The organism is Apolloniradiicaulis salifontis, from assembly GCF_053756655.1.
This window is the reverse complement of the sequence record NZ_CM132387.1, coordinates 2005803-2024135: the sequence shown is the minus strand read 5'-3', so window position 1 is coordinate 2024135 and position 18333 is coordinate 2005803. Positions and strand designations below refer to the sequence as shown.

At 66.9% G+C, this 18333-nt stretch carries 17 protein-coding genes and 1 tRNA gene; 13 read left to right on the top strand and 5 right to left on the bottom strand.

Going from position 1 to position 18333, the window contains the following annotated elements; genetic code table 11:
• Positions 1-216: 216 nt before the first annotated feature.
• A complete protein-coding gene (locus tag ACWCOP_RS09785) occupies positions 217-2340 on the bottom strand; it encodes an AsmA family protein (RefSeq protein WP_478248100.1) in 2124 nt (707 codons plus the stop codon).
• Positions 2341-2568: 228 nt separating this feature from the next.
• Between ACWCOP_RS09785 and ACWCOP_RS09780 the strand changes: the two genes are divergently transcribed.
• Positions 2569-3372: a M48 family metallopeptidase gene (locus tag ACWCOP_RS09780; RefSeq protein ID WP_478248099.1), complete on the top strand. Its 804-nt coding sequence runs from the start codon at positions 2569-2571 to the stop codon at positions 3370-3372.
• 236 nt (positions 3373-3608) lie between these two features.
• Positions 3609-3685, top strand: a tRNA-His gene (locus ACWCOP_RS09775).
• A gap of 208 nt (positions 3686-3893) precedes the next feature.
• Here ACWCOP_RS09775 and ACWCOP_RS09770 read toward each other — a convergent pair.
• On the bottom strand, positions 3894-4898 hold the full coding sequence (locus ACWCOP_RS09770; protein WP_478248098.1) for a protochlorophyllide reductase: 1005 nt from the start codon (positions 4896-4898) through the stop codon (positions 3894-3896).
• A gap of 108 nt (positions 4899-5006) precedes the next feature.
• Between ACWCOP_RS09770 and ACWCOP_RS09765 the strand changes: the two genes are divergently transcribed.
• The gene (locus ACWCOP_RS09765; protein ID WP_478248097.1) at positions 5007-5945 is read left to right on the top strand and encodes an alpha/beta fold hydrolase; all 939 of its coding nucleotides are present in this window, start codon (positions 5007-5009) and stop codon (positions 5943-5945) included.
• Between the two features lie 11 nt (positions 5946-5956).
• Here ACWCOP_RS09765 and ACWCOP_RS09760 read toward each other — a convergent pair whose 3' ends face one another.
• On the bottom strand, positions 5957-7282 hold the full coding sequence (locus tag ACWCOP_RS09760; protein ID WP_478248096.1) for an ABC1 kinase family protein: 1326 nt from the start codon (positions 7280-7282) through the stop codon (positions 5957-5959).
• A gap of 203 nt (positions 7283-7485) precedes the next feature.
• Here ACWCOP_RS09760 and ACWCOP_RS09755 point away from each other — a divergent pair, with 203 nt between their 5' ends.
• From ACWCOP_RS09755 to ACWCOP_RS09735, 5 genes are all read left to right on the top strand, one after another.
• Positions 7486-8076, top strand: coding sequence for an HD domain-containing protein (locus ACWCOP_RS09755; protein WP_478248095.1), 591 nt, complete (start codon positions 7486-7488; stop codon positions 8074-8076).
• Positions 8077-8226: 150 nt separating this feature from the next.
• Positions 8227-9372: a beta-ketoacyl-ACP synthase III gene (locus tag ACWCOP_RS09750; protein WP_478248094.1), complete on the top strand. Its 1146-nt coding sequence runs from the start codon at positions 8227-8229 to the stop codon at positions 9370-9372.
• A complete protein-coding gene (locus tag ACWCOP_RS09745; RefSeq protein ID WP_478248093.1) occupies positions 9369-10448 on the top strand; it encodes a hypothetical protein in 1080 nt (359 codons plus the stop codon). The genes ACWCOP_RS09750 and ACWCOP_RS09745 overlap by 4 nt, the downstream gene beginning before the upstream one ends.
• Before the next feature lie 138 nt (positions 10449-10586).
• Positions 10587-10793 carry a hypothetical protein gene (locus ACWCOP_RS09740; protein WP_478248092.1) on the top strand — a complete coding sequence of 69 codons (207 nt, stop codon included), beginning with the start codon at positions 10587-10589 and terminating at the stop codon, positions 10791-10793.
• 219 nt (positions 10794-11012) lie between these two features.
• The gene (locus ACWCOP_RS09735; protein ID WP_478248091.1) at positions 11013-11372 is read left to right on the top strand and encodes a hypothetical protein; all 360 of its coding nucleotides are present in this window, start codon (positions 11013-11015) and stop codon (positions 11370-11372) included.
• Between the two features lie 132 nt (positions 11373-11504).
• Here the strand turns inward: ACWCOP_RS09735 and ACWCOP_RS09730 are convergent, their stop codons facing one another.
• The gene (locus ACWCOP_RS09730; protein ID WP_478248090.1) at positions 11505-12716 is read right to left on the bottom strand and encodes an ammonium transporter; all 1212 of its coding nucleotides are present in this window, start codon (positions 12714-12716) and stop codon (positions 11505-11507) included.
• 253 nt (positions 12717-12969) lie between these two features.
• Between ACWCOP_RS09730 and radC the strand changes: the two genes are divergently transcribed.
• Both radC and ACWCOP_RS09720 read left to right on the top strand, forming a co-directional pair.
• Positions 12970-13662 carry a RadC family protein gene (gene radC / locus ACWCOP_RS09725; protein ID WP_478248089.1) on the top strand — a complete coding sequence of 231 codons (693 nt, stop codon included), beginning with the start codon at positions 12970-12972 and terminating at the stop codon, positions 13660-13662.
• A 161-nt stretch (positions 13663-13823) separates the two neighbouring features.
• On the top strand, positions 13824-14471 hold the full coding sequence (locus ACWCOP_RS09720; RefSeq protein WP_478248088.1) for a hypothetical protein: 648 nt from the start codon (positions 13824-13826) through the stop codon (positions 14469-14471).
• 57 nt (positions 14472-14528) lie between these two features.
• Here the strand turns inward: ACWCOP_RS09720 and ACWCOP_RS09715 are convergent, their stop codons facing one another.
• Positions 14529-14945, bottom strand: coding sequence for a DUF6491 family protein (locus ACWCOP_RS09715; RefSeq protein WP_478248087.1), 417 nt, complete (start codon positions 14943-14945; stop codon positions 14529-14531).
• 68 nt (positions 14946-15013) lie between these two features.
• Here ACWCOP_RS09715 and ACWCOP_RS09710 point away from each other — a divergent pair, with 68 nt between their 5' ends.
• The 3 genes from ACWCOP_RS09710 (at position 15014) to spbR (ending at position 18325) form a co-directional block, all read left to right on the top strand.
• Positions 15014-16177 (top strand): FAD-dependent oxidoreductase, encoded by a 1164-nt coding sequence (locus tag ACWCOP_RS09710; protein WP_478248086.1) that lies wholly within the window; start codon positions 15014-15016, stop codon positions 16175-16177.
• Between the two features lie 101 nt (positions 16178-16278).
• Positions 16279-17088 carry a lytic transglycosylase domain-containing protein gene (locus tag ACWCOP_RS09705; protein WP_478248085.1) on the top strand — a complete coding sequence of 270 codons (810 nt, stop codon included), beginning with the start codon at positions 16279-16281 and terminating at the stop codon, positions 17086-17088.
• An 85-nt stretch (positions 17089-17173) separates the two neighbouring features.
• Entirely contained in the window at positions 17174-18325 is a 1152-nt protein-coding gene (gene spbR, locus ACWCOP_RS09700; protein WP_478248084.1) for a SpbR family protein, read from the top strand.
• Positions 18326-18333 lie beyond the last annotated feature (8 nt).

Sequence of the window (18333 nt, the reverse complement as noted above, 5' to 3'; positions counted from 1 at the left end):
CTCCTGCGATAAGGGTTTTGGCGATTGGTGACATGAGACCTCCCCGTTGGGCGCCCCCAAAGGCGGGCGCTGAACACCCGGGGAGTAGATAGGCCTGGGCGTCACGGATCAAGGCGTTGGACGGCGGGGAGGAAGCGGGCCGGGGGCGGGATACCGGCGGCGCGAGGCGTCACGGGGCGCCGGCGCGCGGTCGCCCCCGCCTGCGTCAGCCGTCTCTCAACCGTCCTGAGGCTCTTCCTCCGCCGGCTCCTCCTCGGCGGGCTCTTCAGCGGGCTGCGGACGCCGGCGGTTCAAAAGGTCGCGCAGCAGGCCCGCCGGCGAATCGTCCGGTTGCGCCTCGCCTTCCGCGCCGCCTTCAGCCGGCCTTGCACCGCCCAGAGCGTTGCGCAGGGCGTCGCCGGCGGCGCGCCGTGCGGCGTCCTCCACCGACTGGCCTTGCCCCAGCGCCCGGCCCACATCGCCGCCGATCAACGTGCCGGCGCGGGCGCGAACGAGGTCGCGGGCCACCGCTTCAAAGTCGACGCCCACCGAGACGTTGTTGAAGCCGCCGCGAATGCGGATCGGCACGGCCAGACCCTGCAGGTCCAGATCGCCGCCCTGGCCGGTGAGCTGCTGCACGGCGCGCGGCGTGATGCGGTATTCGATTTCCTGGGCGCCCAGATCCACCTGCCCGGCGCCTTCCACCCGCAGAAGCGGGCTGAGCATCGCCAGATCAAGATTGCGGGCGACGCCGTTCTGGATGTTCAAAGAGCCGGTGAGGGCGGTGAAGTCGGTCTGCTGGCTCTCTGCAAAGCCGGAGGGCAGCGAGCCGGTCTGGACCGCCTGCTGAACGGTGCGGATCACCTGGGCGAGATTGACGCCGACAATGGCGCCGTCGGCGAAATTGAACCCCCCCTGCCCTGAAAGCGAGTTCATGATCGCCGCCGGGCTGTTTCCGGTCGCTTCAAGGTCCAGGTTCAGCGCGCCGACACCGGCGAGCCGGTCGAACCCGGCCGCGGCGGTGAGGAAGGGCAGGGCCTCCAGCGAGGTGATGTCGGCGGTGAGCGCGTAGCGCGGCGTCGCCGCATTGGCGTCCACCCGCGCGATCACCTGGCCGCGCCCGCCATAGAGCTGGAAGTTCGACAAGGTTGCAACGACCCGCCCGTTGGTGACGTCCAGATCCACGGTGACGTTGTCGGCCCGGATATCGCGGGCGATGAAGGTGTCGGCGCGCACGGTGAGGTCGGCGTCGATCGTGGTGAGCGGCGCCAGATCGATTGGCGCCTCGCTCCAGGGGCCGACGCCGCCGCCGCCGGAGGGCGCGCCGCCGCTTGCCGATTCGGCGGGGATGTAGGGCGTCAGGTCCAGGCGCGGCGTTGTCAGCGTACCCGACACCAGCGGGCGCACCCGGTCATAGTCGAGCCGTAGATCGCCCGCAGCGCTGATATAGTCAAAGCCGATCTCGGCGCCGGTCAGGCTGATGCGGCCCGGCGCGCCGGAGAGCATCGTGCTGGCCCGGAAAGTCTGGAAGATGTCGCCCTCGGGCAGGTCGGCTCCCAGATAGCGCGCCAGCGCCCGCAGGGGCAGGCGGATCTCGGCCTCGCCGTCAAACGCGACCGTCTCGCCTTCCAGAATGTTTCCGTCGAACGAAATGTCGGCCAGGGCGCCGGTCATCTCCAGATTGACCGGCGTGCGTCCGCCCTCGAAGAAGGCCCGCAGCGAGCCGAGACCGGCGTCAAAGCTCATGGGCCGCCCGTCGGCGCTGAAACCGCCCGACAGCTGCAGGGGCTGGTCCACGCCGGGCAGGGCGACCTGGAGATTGAAGTCCTCGATGCGCCGGGTCTGGTTTTCATCGGAATAGATCACCAGCCCGTCGATGACGCGCACATCGCCGAAGCTCGCCTCAAACGGCAGGGCGCCGGGCTGGCGCACGAACCCGGTGTTCGACGCGGGCGCCGCGGCGGCGCTCGGCGAGGGCGCGCCCAGCGACCAGTTATTGGCGCCGCCGCGCGCCTCCAGCCGGATCGTCGGCTCCACCAGGACGAACTCCTGAACCTCGATATTGCGCGAGAGGAGCGGCGCCAACGCCAGGGCGAAACGCATCTCGCTCATCTGCGCGAAGGGGTCGCTGGAAAAGCCCTCGGCGTTGGCGATGCTCGCCTGTGTGGCGCGCACCTGAACGCGGGGCAGAAGCCGCAGGCCGATATCGCCCTCCAGCGTCACTTGCCGGCCCAGCGCTTCGCTGGCCGCCTGCTCCACCCGCCCGCGCAGCGCGTCGCCGGGGATCAGGCTGGGCAAAAAGAACGCGGCGCCGATGACGGCGAAGGCGAGGACCAGAAGAATGACGAGGAGGCGGCGCATGGACGAGTCCTTTGAGAGGCGGGCGTGGATCGGGCCGAGCGCAGCGGTGACGGCGCGCTCGACTTGTGAGACTATCTTCTCGCAAAGGGCGTGGCGATTCCATGGCGGAACCGGCCTGTATCGCGCACCTGACCGCGATTTTTTGGAACCTCGCCGGGTTCATCGCGCTTACACTCGCGCCAACACGGGCGCGACGAACCCGGATTGAGGGCTGGAGGGGATGAGGACATGACCGAGATCAAGATCGACAACCTGCCGCGCGTGACCATGGGCCGGCGCGAAATCCTGCGCGGACTGGCCGCCGGCACGGTGTTTCCGCTCACGGCCGCCGGCTGCGCCAGCGGCGGGCTCGCCGAGGCGCTGGTCTCCGATCAGCAGATCCTGCAGGCCTCCCAGATGGCCTGGCAGGAGGCGATCGCGCAGCAGCCCGTCAGCCGCGATCCAGCCCTGCGCCGCCGCGTGGAGCGCGTCGGCCAGCGCATCGTGCCGGCTTCCGGCATGACCCAGTATGAGTGGGAGTTCGTGGTCTTTGATTCCGACACCCAGAACGCCTGGGTCCTGCCGGGCGGCAAGGTCGCCTTCTATCGCGGCATTCTGGAGACCATGGCCAATGATGATCAGGTGGCCGCGGTGATGGGCCACGAGGTCGGGCACCTGGCGCGAAATCACGCCGCCGACCGGGCGCGCCGTCAGGCCACCGCCGGGGTGGGCCTGGGGATCGCCAATATCGCGCTGGGCGGCGCCGGGGTGGAGAACCCGGACGCCTGGTCGCGCATTCTGGGCACGGGCCTCACCTATGGCGTGATCCTGCCCTATTCGCGCGAGCACGAGCTGGAGGCCGACCGGCTGGGCGTCGATTACATGGAGCGCGCCGGATACGATCCCCTGGAGGCGCTGCGCTTCTGGCAGTCCAAAGCCAGCGCCGGCGCGGCGCGTGGCGGCCCGCCTGAATTCGCCTCCACCCACCCGTCGGATTCCACCCGCATCAGCCAGTTGACGCAGATCCTGCGCACCAAGGGTTACGCGGTCTAGCACGCGCCTTTGCGCAGCCGGTCAGGGGCGCCGGCGAGGGCGGATTCTCCGCCGCCGGCGCCCCGCCGGCAAACCCGCCGGACAATGCCGCGCCCCGTCCTCCGCCCCGTCCTCCGCGCTGTCCTGCGCGCCATCTGCGAACGCCGCATGGCGCCTCTTGCAAGGCGGCGAGAGCAAAGCTAGTTTCCGCGCCCTGTCGAGTGGCCTCGCCCCTCGTTCAGATTGCCTGATGGCGAGCCGCCTTAGCTCAGTTGGTTAGAGCGCTAGATTGTGGATCTAGAGGTCCCCTGTTCAAACCAGGGAGGCGGTACCATCACAGCCAAAGACTTGAGGCCGGTCATTCGCTTTCATCCCCTTCACTGTGGGGGGATTTGTGGGGACCCGCCGCCATTTTCTGAAGCGCGTCATAGACCGCATCCTCGGCTGGCCGGGCATAGATCCTGGTTGTGCTGACGTGGGTGTGTCCCGATAGACACTGGAGCGCGCGCCGGGATGCTACCGCCTTGGCGACGCCTCCCGCCCTACGCCGGTTCGCGATCGCCGGCGGATTTGAACACCGGGGTCTTCACCGCGCACAGCTGCGCGCTGAGATCCCAGAGGCGTTCGGCGCGGGCCTGGTTTTCGGCCTTCGCGGAGAGTTTCTGGTGAAACGCCTCGCGGCCGGTTTTCTGGCGATTGCCCCAACTCCAGTGCACGCCGGAGTTTTCAAACCCGCGATCGGCGACCACCTGGGCGACGCGCTCTCCGGCGAGGTCCTGGCTGACATAGCCGCCGGTGATATTCTTCTGAAACCAGGGAAACACTTTCTGGAACACGGGCGGCGTGGCGCGAAACAGGGCGGTGTCGGCGACGCAGCCGGGATAGAGCGTGCTGAACACGATCCCGGTGGTGTCGTGATAGCGCCGGTGCAGCTCACGGCTGATGATCATGTTGCAAAGCTTGCTGTCCTTATACGCCTTGCCGGCCTTGAACGGCCCGCCGTTTATCATCGCCACCGGCTCCTTGAAGCCCGCCTCCAGGCCTTCAAGCTCGCCCAGATCGGCGGGTGCGGGGATCGGGATGCGGCCGCCGAACTCCTCAGAATTGGCCGTCACCGTGCCCAGCGTGATCAGCCGCGGCGCGCGCTTTGATCGGGCCAGGTCGCCCAGCAGGGTGAGCGCCAGCAGGAAATGGCCCAGATGATTGGTGGCCACTGAAATCTCGTAGCCTTCGGGCGAGCGTCTGGGTTCTTTAAGCAGCGGCAGATAGACTGCGGCGTTGCACACCAGAGCATCCAGAGGGTGACCGGTGGCGCGGAAGTCGTGGACGAAGCTATGCACGCTCTCCAGCGAGCCCAGATCCAGATGCATGGGCAGGGTGCGGTCGCGGGCGATGCCGGTTTCGCGGATCGCCTTGTCGGTCTTGGCGATGTCGCGGCAGGCCATGACGACCCGCCAGCCGCGCTTCGTGAGCGCTCTTGTGGTGTAAAGGCCGACGCCCGAGGACGCGCCGGTGACGATGGCTGTCGGCATATTGGTCGAAACCACTGCGAGCCCCTTGTAAACAATCTGGTTTGGACTGGACGTAAACGTATCTTTACGAAAGGCTCAAGACTGAAAGGGCGCAAGCCGGGCTTTTCCTGAACAAGGGCGGAGATGCAAAAAGTGCTTATCATCACGGTCGCGGTCATCGTCCTGATTGTGGCCGCCGGGGCCTGGCTCTGGACTCCGGACCTGTCCCGCCAGCGGCTTGAAAACGCCTATCTGCGCGCCCCGTCAGACATGATCGAGATCGCGGGCGCGCCGCTTCACGTGCGCGCCGACGGCCCGGCGGGTGCGCCGGCGGTGGTTATGATTCACGGCTTCGGATCAAGCCTTCACACCTGGGAGGGCTGGGCGCAGGGGCTGCAGTCGCAGTTTCAGGTCATCCGGTTTGATCTGCCGGGGTCCGGCCTGTCGCCGCCCGATCCCACCGGCCGCTATGACGATGCGCGCGCGTTTGAACTTCTTGACGGCCTGATGGCCCATTACGGGCTTGAGCAGGCCTCTCTGGTGGGCAATTCGGTGGGCGGGCGCATCGCCTGGTCCTACGCCGCCGAGCATCCGGCGCGCGTCGACCGGCTGGTGCTGGTGGCGCCGGACGGCTTCGCCAGCACCGGGTTTGAGTATGATCAGGCGCCCGAAGTCGGCGCCGTCACCAACATCATGCGCTTCATTCTGCCGCGCTTTCTGGTGCGCATGAATCTGGTGCAGAGCTTTGGCGATCCCGAGCGCCTCGAGGATCAGACCGTGCAGCGCTATTACGATCTTCTGCGTGCGCCAGGTGCGCGTTCGGCGCTGATCGCGCGCATGGAGCAGACGATCCTGCGCGATCCGCGCCCGCGCCTGCCCGCCATCACCGCGCCGACCCTGCTGGTTTGGGGCGAAAAGGACGGGCTGATCCCGGTGGCCAACGCCCAGGATTATCTCGGCCTTCTGCCTGATGCGCGCCTTGAGACCTTTGATGATCTGGGTCACCTGCCCCAGGAAGAAGCGCCCGAGCGCAGCCTTGCCCCGGTGCAGGCTTTCCTGTCTGAGCAGACTGACGCCGCCTGAGAGCGCCGCGCCTAGACCCAGGCTTTCAGGATCTCGCGCACATCCATGCGGATGTTCAGCGCCGCGCCGAGCAGGTAGAGCCCTGCAAACTTGCGCTGAATGAACAGCAATTGCGGCGCCGGCTCGGGCGCGAAACCATCGCGCTGAAGCGCGACCCCGCCTTCGCGCAAGGCTGTGAGCCGGCCCGTGTCGGTGAAATCAAACCCGCCTCTCTCGCCGCTCGCCCGCACCGCCGCGAACAGCTGGTCGGCCAGCGCCACCAGCCCGTCGCGGTGGGCTGGCGCGGTGTCCGGCTTCAGCGCGCCCAGCGCGCCCAGGGCCGCCGCCATGGCGCCGTCATCACCGGAAAGCCCGGCGGCCAGCACCGCGCGGCAGGCCGTCGTCATCGCCGGATCGATATCGATAACCGCGCCGAAATCGATAAGGCCCACGCGTCGCCCGTCGCCGGCGTACAGAAAATTCGCGTAATTGGGATCGCTCTGCATCAGGCCCATGGCGAACAACTCGCGCAGGGTCAGGTCCAGAAGCGCGGTGAACACCCGCATGCGCTCGGCCTCGCTTGCCTGAGCCGCCTGCTCGATCCCGCGCCCCTCCAGCCAGTCCATCGCCAGGATGTCCGGGCCGGACAGGTCGCGATCCACCTCAGGGATTATAAAATTCGGGTCGGCGCCAAGCGCGGCCTTGTACCGGGCCAGATTGTCCGCCTCGCGCTCATAATCGGCTTCGTGGTGAAGGGCGGTCTTGGCGGCGTCCAGATAGGGGGCGAGGTCGAAGTCGGCGCGAACGGCGCCGGTCAGGCGCGCCAGGCGGCCCACCGAATCAAGATCGGAATCGATGCTGGCGCGCACGCCGGGATACTGGATTTTCACCGCCAGAACGCGGCCCTCTTTCGTCACCGCCTTGTGGACCTGGCCGATGGAGGCGGCGGCGGCCGGGCGGGGTTCAAAGCGCTGGAAGCGCGCCATCCAGCCCTTGCCCCAGCGGCGATCCAGCACGCGGCGTAGCTGGCCCGGCGCCATGGGGTCCGCGTCGGCGCGCAGGCGCTCGGCCGCGGCGGCGAATTCGGGCGGCGCCACCGCGCCGATATCCATGGAGACAAGCTGGCCGAGCTTCAGCGCCGCGCCGCGCAAACGCGACAATTCCTCAGCAAAGCGCCTGGCGTTGGCCGGGCTGAAGGCGTGGGTCGCCAGATCCGCCCGCTCGCCCCTCGTCCAGGCGCTGAACGCGCTCGCCGCAGTCCCGCCGGCCATGCCGGCCCCGAGCGCGGTGAGGCGCGCCATGCGCTCCAGCCGGCCTTTGGGAACGGCGCGTCCGCGCCTTGAATCAGATCCGCTCAACTCGGCACATTGGTTTTGAGGCGGGCGGAGCGCCTGTGGCCGGTGTTCGGTGTGGACGCCATGGGGTGACCCGTGAATTGCCTGGTCCTACCTACGAGAACCCGGCCCCGCCGGATCAGCAAAGATCAGCAGGTCTTGCCGGGGCGGGGCGGGGGCGCTTAACGTCAGCGCGTCTGAGAGACGCTGATCAGGGATGACCCGCCATGGACGACCAGACGAGCGAACGCGCCCGCTTTCGCGCCATGACCGAAGGCACGCCGGAGGACTGGAGCCGGATCGCAAGCCATTTTGGTCCGTTCGCACGCGCCCTACCGGACCGGGTTCTGACCCATCTCGAACTTCTGGACGGCGATTATGGCGGCTTTCCCATCGACCGGCTGGAGCATTCGCGCCAGACCGCCACGCGCGCCCATCGCGACGGGCGCGACGAGGAATATGTGGTGATGGCGCTGCTGCACGATATCGGCGACACGCTGGGCAGCTATAACCATCCCGATATCGCCGCCGCGATCCTGAAGCCCTTCATCAGCGAGCAGAACCACTGGATCGTCGCCCATCACGGGATATTCCAGGGCTATTACTTCTTCGAGCATCTGGGCATGGACAAGAATATGCGCGAGCAATTCCGCGGCCATCCCCATTTCGCGGCCTGCGCCGAATTCTGCGAAAAATACGACCAGGCCGCTTTTGATCCAGATTATGACAGCGAGCCGCTGGACGTGTTCGAGCCCATGGTGAGGCGCGTTTTCGCGGCGCCGAAAAACGCCCTCTACGCCGCCGCCGCCCGGCGGTGAGCCGGCCTTCGGGCGCGCCGGGACAGCCAGGGCGCAAACGCCCGGCAAACGCTTGTTTCAGAACAATGAAACACCCCGGTTGGCGCGGCGCCCGCGGGGGGCTAAGTTGGCCGCGATCAACGAATCCAGATTCGCCCGGAGCGTAACCGCATGACCGCCGCCGTCATCCGCTCGACCGGCCTTTTCACGCCGGAAGATTCCATCTCCAACGCAGAGCTGGTCGAAAGCTTCAACGCTTACGTGACCAGGTACAACGCCGACCACGCGCCTGAGATCGACGCCGGCGAGCGCCAGCCTTTATCGCCCAGCTCGGTGGAGTTCATTGAAAAGGCGTCCGGTATCAAAAGCCGCTATGTAGTTGATAAAAAGGGCGTCCTGGACATCAACCGGATGGCGCCCTTCATCCCCGAGCGCCCCAATGACGAGATCTCGATCCTGGCCGAGATCGGGGTGAAGGCCTGCCATGACGCCCTCGCGCGCGCCGGGCGCACCGCGGCGGATGTGGACGGGGTGATCGTGGCCGCCTCCAACATGCAGCGCGGCTATCCCGCCATCGCGGTGGAGATTCAGGACGCGCTGGGCATTGAGGACGGGTTCGGCTTCGACATGAATGTGGCGTGCTCCTCGGCCACGTTCGGCCTGCAGGCCGCCGCTGACCAGATCGCCTGCGGTCACGCCCGCGCCATTCTGGTGGTCAATCCGGAGATCTGTTCGGGCCATCTCAACTGGCGCGACCGCGACAGCCATTTCATCTTCGGCGATGTGGCCACGGCGATCTTGCTGGAGCGCGACGATCTGGGGACAAGCGGCTGGAAGATCCTCGGCACCAAGTTGAAGACCAAATTCTCCAACAATATCCGCAATAATTTCGGCTTCCTGAACCGGACCGAAAAGCCCACCGGCGACAATAAGCCGATTCAGAACGGCGGGCCCAAGGACGACAAGCTGTTCGTTCAGGAAGGCCGCAAGGTCTTCAAGGAAGTCGTTCCCATGGTCTCGGAGATGATCCGCGGCCATATGGACGAGCTTGGGCTGGCGGCGGACGACATGCGCCGGGTCTGGCTGCACCAGGCCAACATCAACATGAATTTGATGATCGCCAAGAAGGTGTTCGGCCGCGACGCCGGCGGCGAAGACGCGCCCACCATCCTGGACGATTACGCCAACACCAGCTCGGCGGGGTCCATCATCGCCTTCCACAAGCACTCAGACGATTTATCGTCCGGTGACAAAGGTGTGATCTGTTCGTTCGGCGCCGGATATTCGGCCGGAACGGTATTTGTGGAGAAGCTGTGAGTCTGCCTCCAGACGCGGCCCTGTTCGCCCGCATCCTTGCGAAGACGAACGAGTATCTCGATTTTCCAAGCGTGGTCGGGCATGAAACGCCCTATCTCGATCACTTGGCGCGTGATTTCGAGGCGCTGGGCGCCGCTGTGGAGCGGCCGCGCAATCTGTGCGCTGTGCGCCTGGGCGCGCAAGCGGGGGGTGAAGGCCCGGTCTACCTCGCCCATGTGGATCGCCATGGCGCGGTGACGGCCGACGACGGCGCGGCGGTTTACGCCGCCCACGCGGTGAAAAACACCAAGTATGGCGACGCCTCCAGCCCGAGCGCGGACTTCGCCGAGGCCGTCTCCAGGCGGTATGCCGGCGAGGAGATGTTCGCCTATGACCGCAAGACGGGCGGGCGCATCGCCTATGGCGACGTCACCGGCGCAAAGCTGGACGCGGACAACCGGCTGGTGTTCACGCTGAAGGACATGCCGGCCCTGGCGCCGGGCACGCCGCTCGCCTTTGCGCGCAAGCTTGATCGCAGCCAGGCGGGTTATGTCACCGGGCAGCTGGATAATCCGGTCTCCGCCGCTGCGCTGCGCGTGGCCGCCGAGTTCGGCCTGAAAGGCACGATTGTCTTCACCGCGGAAGAAGAGATCGGCCGCTCCGCTGAACACTTCCTCGGCTGGGCGAATGCGGGCGGGGTGAAGCCGGGGCGTGATCTCGTCGTGCTGGACACCACCCCCTTCGACGACGGCGCCGCGGCGCTTGCGGGCGCGGTGATCCTGCGCCGGCGCGACGCCACGGCGCGCTTTGATCCAGAAGCGGTGCGCCGGCTGGAGACGGCGGCGTCGGGCGGGGGCGCGCCGATCATCTTCAAGGACAGCTTCATCGAGCGCGAGAACGACTCCCGCGCCCGCCGCGGCCAGACACCCAAATCCATGGGCCTGACAGAGCTGGGCCGCATCGCGCGCGATTCAGACGGGCGCTATACCGGCGCCACGCTGCAGGTGCCGACGTTTAATTACCACTCAAACAATGAAAGCACGACGCCAAGGGCGCTGACGGCGTTCGTGCGGACACTGGCGGCTGTGGGGGCGTAGCGCCGGCGCGGCGCAGCCGATAGCCCATAGCCGCCCGGAAAGCGGTAGCGTTTCGCCTTGGGGTTGACCTTATACCTCTTAGTGTGCTTTTCTTGATGTCGCAAACCGTGATGTTCAACTTCTCGAAGGAGTGCAACAATGCAAAGTTTGACGGAGCAAGAAATAGACGCCGTTACCGGCGGCGGAATTTTCGAGGCGATCGGCAGGGTGATCGATTCGTGGATGGATAATCCTTTCACTGAAGCCGGGAAAACTCTCGACGCGGCCTCCGAAAAACAGTCTGAAACGATGGTTCCAGCTTGGCTTGAAGGCAATGCTATGGCTGGCTCGATACCCGGACCGTAAGTTTGTTGGAACGCGGAGTGGCATCAGAGCCACTCTGCGTTCCGTCAAATTAAATGAATTTTCTGTTCGCCCCGCGGCGCCTAAAGGGGCGGTGATGAACGAGCTTGGCCTGAAGCGCTTCGTAATGGTGATGGTTGCGTGCGCGGCTTTCGGGGTCGCGGTGAGGATTGCAAGCGTCCTTCTAGGAGCGATTGTTGCGGTGCTACTCGGGGTTCAGCCTTGAGCCCGCTATTGGACAACCCGGTATTCCAGGCCGTCGATCGCCTTTTACTTGGACCGGTCGTCGAAAGTGCAATCCTGATCGGCGTTTATGCGTTGGTGAAAGCCGTCAGCCGGCGCGTTCGCGGAGCGGATGTTAGTGAGCCCTGGATCGCAGTTCCGCTGATCGCGGCGATACTGGCGTTTCTCACCCATGGCGGGGCGGCCGGGCAGTACGGCCCGGCGGGTGTCGCGGCACTGGCGTTCGCCTGCTTTGGACTGCAACTGGTGTGGATGCGGCCTCGCTTCGGGCTTGGCGTAACGTTCTACGGGCTCTGGGTCAGCCATTCTTCGGCGAACGTCGTGACACTCTTCTGGTGACCAGCGGTCTTTGGTCCGCACGTCCCGTGCTGCCTCCCAAAAAAATGGCCCCGCCGGCGTGTGCCGGCAGGGCCAGTCAGGGAGGTAAGGTGTGGCGGGCGCGCCCCCTCGCGCGCCCGTCGAAACGGCCCGTCAGGCGCTTTCCCCGTGCAGCGCCACGTCCAGGCCGGTGACTTCGTCTTCGGGATCGACCCTGAGGCTCATCACCCGCTCCAGCAGCCAGAGGATGATGAAGGTAGCGATGGCGCACCACACGGCTGCGGCGAGCGCGCCCCAGGTCTGGGTCCAGACCAGCATCCAGTTTCCTTCCACCGCGCCGCCGGTCCCGCCCACCGCGGTGCTTGCGAAAACACCGGTGAGGATGGCGCCGGCGAAGCCGCCAATGCCGTGCAGGCCGAAGGCGTCCAGGCTGTCGTCATACTTGCCCAGCGTCTTCACCAGGGTGACGCCGTAATAGGCCGCCAGCGCGGCCAGCGCGCCGATGATGAAGGCGGCGTACGGCTCCACGAAGCCGGCGGCGGGCGTGATGCCCACAAGACCCGCCACAGCCCCGGAAGCGGCGCCCAGCACGCTGGGCTTGCCGCGGGTGATCCATTCCATCAGCGCCCAGACGAGGGCCGCGGTCGCCGCCGCGATCTGGGTGACAAGGGCGGCGTGGGCCGCCATGGCGTTGGCGCCCAGCGCCGAGCCGCCGTTAAAGCCGAACCAGCCCACCCATAGAAGGCCGGCGCCGATCACGGTGAGCACCAGATTGTGCGGCGGCTGGCCGTCCTTGGGATAGCCGCGACGCGGGCCCAGCTTCAGCGCCAGGACCAGTCCGGCGACGCCGGAATTGATATGCACCACAGCGCCGCCGGCGAAATCCAGCACGCCCGCCTCGTACAGGAAGCCGCCTCCCCAGACCCAGTGGGCGATGGGGGCGTAGACGATCAAGAGCCAGATCGGCGTGAACACCATCCAGGCCTTGAAGCTCATGCGCTCGGCGCCGGCGCCGGCGATGATCGCCACGGTGATGATCGCAAAGGTGAGCTGGAACAGGATGAAGGCGCTCTCGGGAAGATCGCCCGAAGCGCTGTTGACGGTGAGCCCGTTGAGGAAAATGCGGTCAAACCCGCCGAACAGCGCGCCCTCGCCGCCGAACGCGAACGAATACCCCGCGATGGCCCAGGCCAGGGTGACGACCGCCGCGGCGCCCAGCGCCTGCATAAGGGTGGAGAGCACGTTGGTGCGCCGGACCATGCCGCCATAGAACAGGGCGAGCCCCGGCAGGGTCATCATGAGCACCAGGGCGCACGCGGTGAGGATCCAGGCGATATCGCCGCCGGCGAATTGTGTTTCGTCCATGATGCGCTCTCCTCGGGCGGAACTGGACGGGAGCTTAGGCAGGCGCGCCGCGGAGTCAGGCGTGCGCAGAAATTTTGCGGTGCAGCACGGCGGCGGCGCCCACAAATGAAGCGCTCGTGCACACCAAGCGTGCACAGACGCGCATCCGGCCCACCGTCTCTTTAAGGGAAAATCATCCCGGTTTTCGGCTGACAGGAGAGAAAAGGCGGCTTATGCCTTGTAGCGCTAGCATGCCTTCAGGCGATGAGAGGCCATGGCGGACAGTAAGACCGACACGCCGCATTATCATGGACACCGGGACCGGCTGCGCGCGCGATTCGCCGAGGCGGGGGGTGACGCGCTGGCCGATTACGAGCTTTTGGAGCTGACTCTATTCCGCTCCATTCCCCGGCGCGACGTGAAGCCGCTGGCCAAGGATCTGATCAAGCGGTTCGGCGATTTTGGCCGGGTCTGCGCGGCGGATCTGGATCAACTCACCAGCGTGAAGGGGGTGTCGGAGAAGACAGCGCTGGACCTGAAACTCATGCACGCGGCCGCCGTGCGCATGGCGCGCGAGCAGGTGACGGGGCGCACGGTGATCTCGTCCTGGTCGGCGCTGCTGGATTATTTACGCGCCTCACTGCAGCACGCCACCACCGAGGAGTTTCGCGTGCTCTTTCTGGACAAGAAGAACCGGCTGGTTTCTGACGAGTTTCAGGCGCGCGGCACGGTGGACCACGCCCCTGTCTATCCGCGTGAAATCGTCAAGAAGGCGATCGCGCTGGATTCAAGCGCGCTCATTTTGGTGCACAATCATCCCAGCGGCGATCCCACGCCCAGCCAGGCTGATATCGAGATGACCCGGCGCATCAAGGACGCCGCGAAACCCTTCGATATCGTGGTTCACGACCATATCATCGTGGGCCGCGAGCGCACGGCGAGCTTCAAGGCGCTGGGCCTTTTGTGACAGGCGCCCCCGTTTTCCACAGACGGGGCGAGCAAGAGCGGGCTTATCCACAAGGATCGCGCCGGTGAGAGGGTCGCGCCGGTTCGCAAAGGTTAACGACTCGGTCATTCTCGTTCATCTTGTAGCTCGCGCGCACACTGCGCGGTGAAAGGACGATGGCGATGTCGCGCTTGTGTGAAGACGGCCGGGCGAATTTCGTGATCCTCGACGAGGACCCGATTTACGGCTCCGCGGATATCGACCGGATCTGTGAGCGCCACGGCGTGGAGGAGCGTCATCGCAGCGCCCTGTGGCGCCGGCTTGAATCTTCGGGCCGGGCCTTTCTCGATCAGCGCCGGCTGCAGTCCCAACCGGCCAAACTCGCCCGCATTCGCCAGGATCTGCGTCTGGGTCGGCAGCTCGCCGCCCAGCTCGCCGAACTGGCCCCCGAAGCCGGGCAGATCAGCGCCGACACGGGCAGCGTGTCGTTAAGCCGATGCCATCTCTCGGCCCTTCGCGAGGGCGAACGGCGCACCGGCGCGGGCGCCGCGCCGGGGGCGCGCCTGGATGAAATCCGCGCCACCCTGTTCTGGTTGTCAGAGGTGTATGAAACGGCGCTGGACGCCTGCACGCGCAGCGGTGAGGACGCTAGCGAAGTGTGGCGCGCCAGCCTGACCGAGTTTTACACGCGCGTTCTTATCCGGCCGTGGACCGGAGCCGGCGAGGCGGGCGGCGAGCGCTTCCTGGCCGATTGCCGTTCAGTGCTGGAGCGCGGCGAGGCGGTGGACGCCCCGCCGATCCCGGCGCTGAACCTGGCGGTGCGCGCCTAGAGCGTGATCAGGTGCGGCGGATTTCGGTTCACCGCTTCGATCTGAAGCGATCCCGGTCTAGCCTTCGTTTTCAGCTGCGGCCCGTTGCTCGGCCTCTTCCAGGCTTTCCACCTCCTCCACCGTATCAATCGCGCAGCGCCAGCCGTCATCGGGAATGACATATTCCACGATGGGGGGGCACAGGCGGGCGTTATCGCCGAAGCTGGTGCCGATCTGGGCGCCGAAGCGCAGGCCGGAGCAGCGCGAGGTGGTGGTCACAAGGTAATAGCGGCTGGCGCCGCCGGTGAGCACCAGGTGCTGATCATCGATCACCTGATAGCCGTTCACGCCGCGCAGATCGACACATTCGCTCCGGGCTTCGTTTCCAGTCTCGTTTCCGGACTCCTGCGCAAACGCGCCGGCGCCGGCGAAAAGGGCCGCGGCCGCCGCTGCGGCTGCAGTCGTCAGGGCGGTAAGGCGTGCAGTCTTGACCATGGGATTGGCCTCTCAATGGCTCTATCTGTGGGTCAACGCTCGTCAGACCCGAAGGTTCGCTCGAACGCATGGCTTATAATATAGTGCGAAATGATGGCATGCGCATCGCCGTGGTCGGCGCGGGCGCCGCCGGGCTTGCGATCGCCTGGCAACTGGCGCGCGCCGGACACGCTGTCACCGTGTGCGATCGCGGCGACCCGGCCCGAAGCGCGCTGTGGGCGTCCGGGGGCATGCTGGCGGGCGGATTTGAAGCCGGCGCCGAACTTGATCCAGGCCATCCGCTCGCCGGAGCGTTCGCCGATCTGGCCCGGCGCGCCGCCGGCTTGTGGCCGGACTGGGTCAAGCGCCTGCAGGCCGAGACCGGCCTGGCGCTGGGCTATGAGCAGCGCGGCTCGCTTCTGCCCGCCTTCACCGCCGAGGAGAGCGAGCGCGCCAGCGCTGTGATGGAGCGCGCCCGGGCGCTGGGCTATGAGGCGAACCGCCTTGACGCCGAGATGATCGCCCGAAGCGAGCCCGGTCTTGCGCCCTGTCTTGGCGGTGTGGAGTTTCCCGGCGATGGACAGCTGGACAATCGCGCCCTGCGCGAGGCGCTGGTGGATGCGGTGCGCCGCGCCGGCGGCGTCTTTGAAACCGGTGAGGCGCGCATCGAGACCGGGGCGGGCGGCGCGCGCGAAGTGGTGATGGACGAAACCCGCCGCGTGCCGGCCGATCTGATCGTGCTGGCCGCGGGCGCATTTGCGGTGAGGGGCGGGCCGGCGGCGGCCGTGAGCGAGCCCGTGAAAGGTCAGATGGTCGCGTTCGCCGCGTCGCGTCCGCTGGCGCCCAACCGGATCGTGCGCGGCTTCTCCATTTATCTCGCCGCCAAGCCCGGCCAGCGCCTTGTGGCCGGCGCCACGTCCGAGCCGGGCGAGGCGGGGCTTGAGACCGATGACGAGGCGATCGAGCGCCTGGTCGCGGCGGCGCGCCGCGCCGCGCCCGGGCTCGCAGCCGTTCCAGTGATCGAGCGCTGGGCGGGCCTGCGTCCGCGCTCGGCCGATCTGATGCCGGTGATCGGCGAGGCCGGGCCGGGCCTTCTGGTGGCCGCCGGCGGGTATCGAAACGGGGTGCTTCTGGCGCCGGCGATCGCCGAAGCGGCGGCAGCCTACGCAGAGACCGGAGCGATCCGCGGCGCCGCCGAACCTTTCGGCCCGGATCGCGCCGGTCTCAGTGCGGACCTGACCTCGAAAGCCTGACAACGCTGCGCTGAGGGGCCGGCGGTGATGTTAACGAAAGCTTATGGCGCGGCCTGCGAAGGTAAGGGTCCCCGTGATTCGTCGTCAGCGAGGCGTGTGCCGTGTCCGAGATCGAAGCCGCCGCCCAGACCAGTTTCTCGCCGCGCCGGGTAATCGCTGATGCGGCAAGGCGCACCGGCGCGGATTTTGATTATCTGATGCGTACCGCCCAGCGCGAGAGCAGCTTTGACGCCGGCGCCAGGGCGCGCACCTCCAGCGCGTCGGGCCTGTTCCAGTTTATTGACCAGACCTGGATGGCGATGGTGTCGCGCCATGGGGAAAAGCACGGCTATGGCGAGATGGCGGCGGCGATCAGCCAGGACGCCAGCGGGCGGTTCTCCATCGCCGATCCCCAGATGCGCGCCCGCGTGCTTGATCTGCGCTTCGAGCCGGAGGCGGCCAGCGTCATGGCCGGCGAGCTTGCAGAGGAGAACGCCGGGCGTCTGCGCGACGCAATAGGCCGCGAGCCCAGCTCCGGCGAGCTTTACGCCGCGCACTTTCTGGGCGCCGGCGGCGCCGCGCGCCTGATCAACGCGGTGCAGTCTGAACCCGGCGTCAACGCAGAGACGCTGTTTCCCGAAGCCGCCGCGGCCAACCGTGCGGTGTTCCGCCCCGAAGGCCGTCCCATTCAGGCCGCCGAGCTTCTGGCGCGCCTGAGCGGTGAAGGCGGCGCGGTCAGCGCGCCTGACCGGGTTGCGCTGGCGGGCTCCGACAGCTTGCCGGGCCAGACCGCGCCGTCCTCCCGGCCCGGCCTGACGCGGCCGGGCGTTGGTGGTTACGCCGCCTTTGGCGCGGCCGGCGTGCTCAGCCCGGCGCTGGTTGAATTGCTCGCATCTCTGGACGCCCCTGCGCCGGCGCGCCGGCGAGGGTGAACACCGCTTTAAGCCAATGGCGAAATGAGCCGTTAAGACTTGGCGCGCAGTCTGAACATAGCGCCGCAATTTATAAGGGTGAGCCATGTCCGTGCAGACTCTTCGCGCCCGTTTGAACCACGCCGATATTGGTCGCCTGGTCAACCAGGGCGACCCGGAATCCCGCGCTCTGGCGGCCCGCAAATTCTGCGCGCGCTACGCCGAGGATGATCTCAGCGACGCAGACCGCACGCTGGGCGCCGAAGTGGTGCGCATCCTCGCCGGCGACGCCGCCGAGCTGGTGCGCCGCGCGCTGGCCGTCACCTTGCAACGCTCCGTCCATCTGCCGTCCGATGTGGCCAAGCGCCTGATCGAAGACGTGGAGTCCATCGCCGTTCCCATCATCGCCGGCTCCCCGGTGCTGGAGGACGAGGATCTGATCCGGCTCGCCAGCTCGGCCCCGGCTGCGCGCCAGATCGCCGTGGCCTCGCGCCAAACCGTCTCCGAGACGGTGGTGGAGGCCCTCGTCGAGCACGCCGCGCCGGACGCCGTGCGCACCGCGGCCTCCAATGACGGCGCCGCTTTCAGCCCGCGCGCCTATGCTGGATGTTTTACGCGCTTTGAAGATAATCCGAGCGTGCTTGAGGGCTTCGTGGACCGCCGCTCGCTGCCCCTTGAAGTGACCGAAAAGCTGATCGCCCACATCTCCGACACCGCGATCCAGCGCCTGGTGCACCGCCACGCTCTGCCCGCCCAGCTGGCGGTGGAGCTCGCCGAAGGCGCGCGTGAGCGCGCCACGGTGGATCTGGTTGATCAGGCCGGCCTGTCTGAAGATCCACGCCGCTTCGCCCAGCAGTTGCAGATGAACGGTCGGCTGACGCCATCGCTCATCCTGCGCGCCTTGTTCCGCGGCCACATGACGTTCTTTGAATATTGCATCGCCGAGCTGGCGGAGATCGACCACACAAAGGCCTGGCTTTTGATCCACGACGCCGGCCCGCTGGGGTTGGAGGCTGTGTTCAAGCGCGCCGGCCTGCCCGAACGGGTCCTGCCGGCGGTGCGCGCCGGGCTTCAGGCCTGGCACTCGCTGGAGGTCGGTCCCGGCGGCGCCGGCGATATCGTGCGCTTCCGCCGGCGCCTGGCCGAGCGGATCTTCACCCAGTTCCAGGGCGCGCCGGAAAGCGAGCTCAACTATGTGCTTGAGCGTCTGGATATGGATGATCGCATCCTGGCCGAACCGGAAGCCGGAGCGGCCTGACCGGCGCT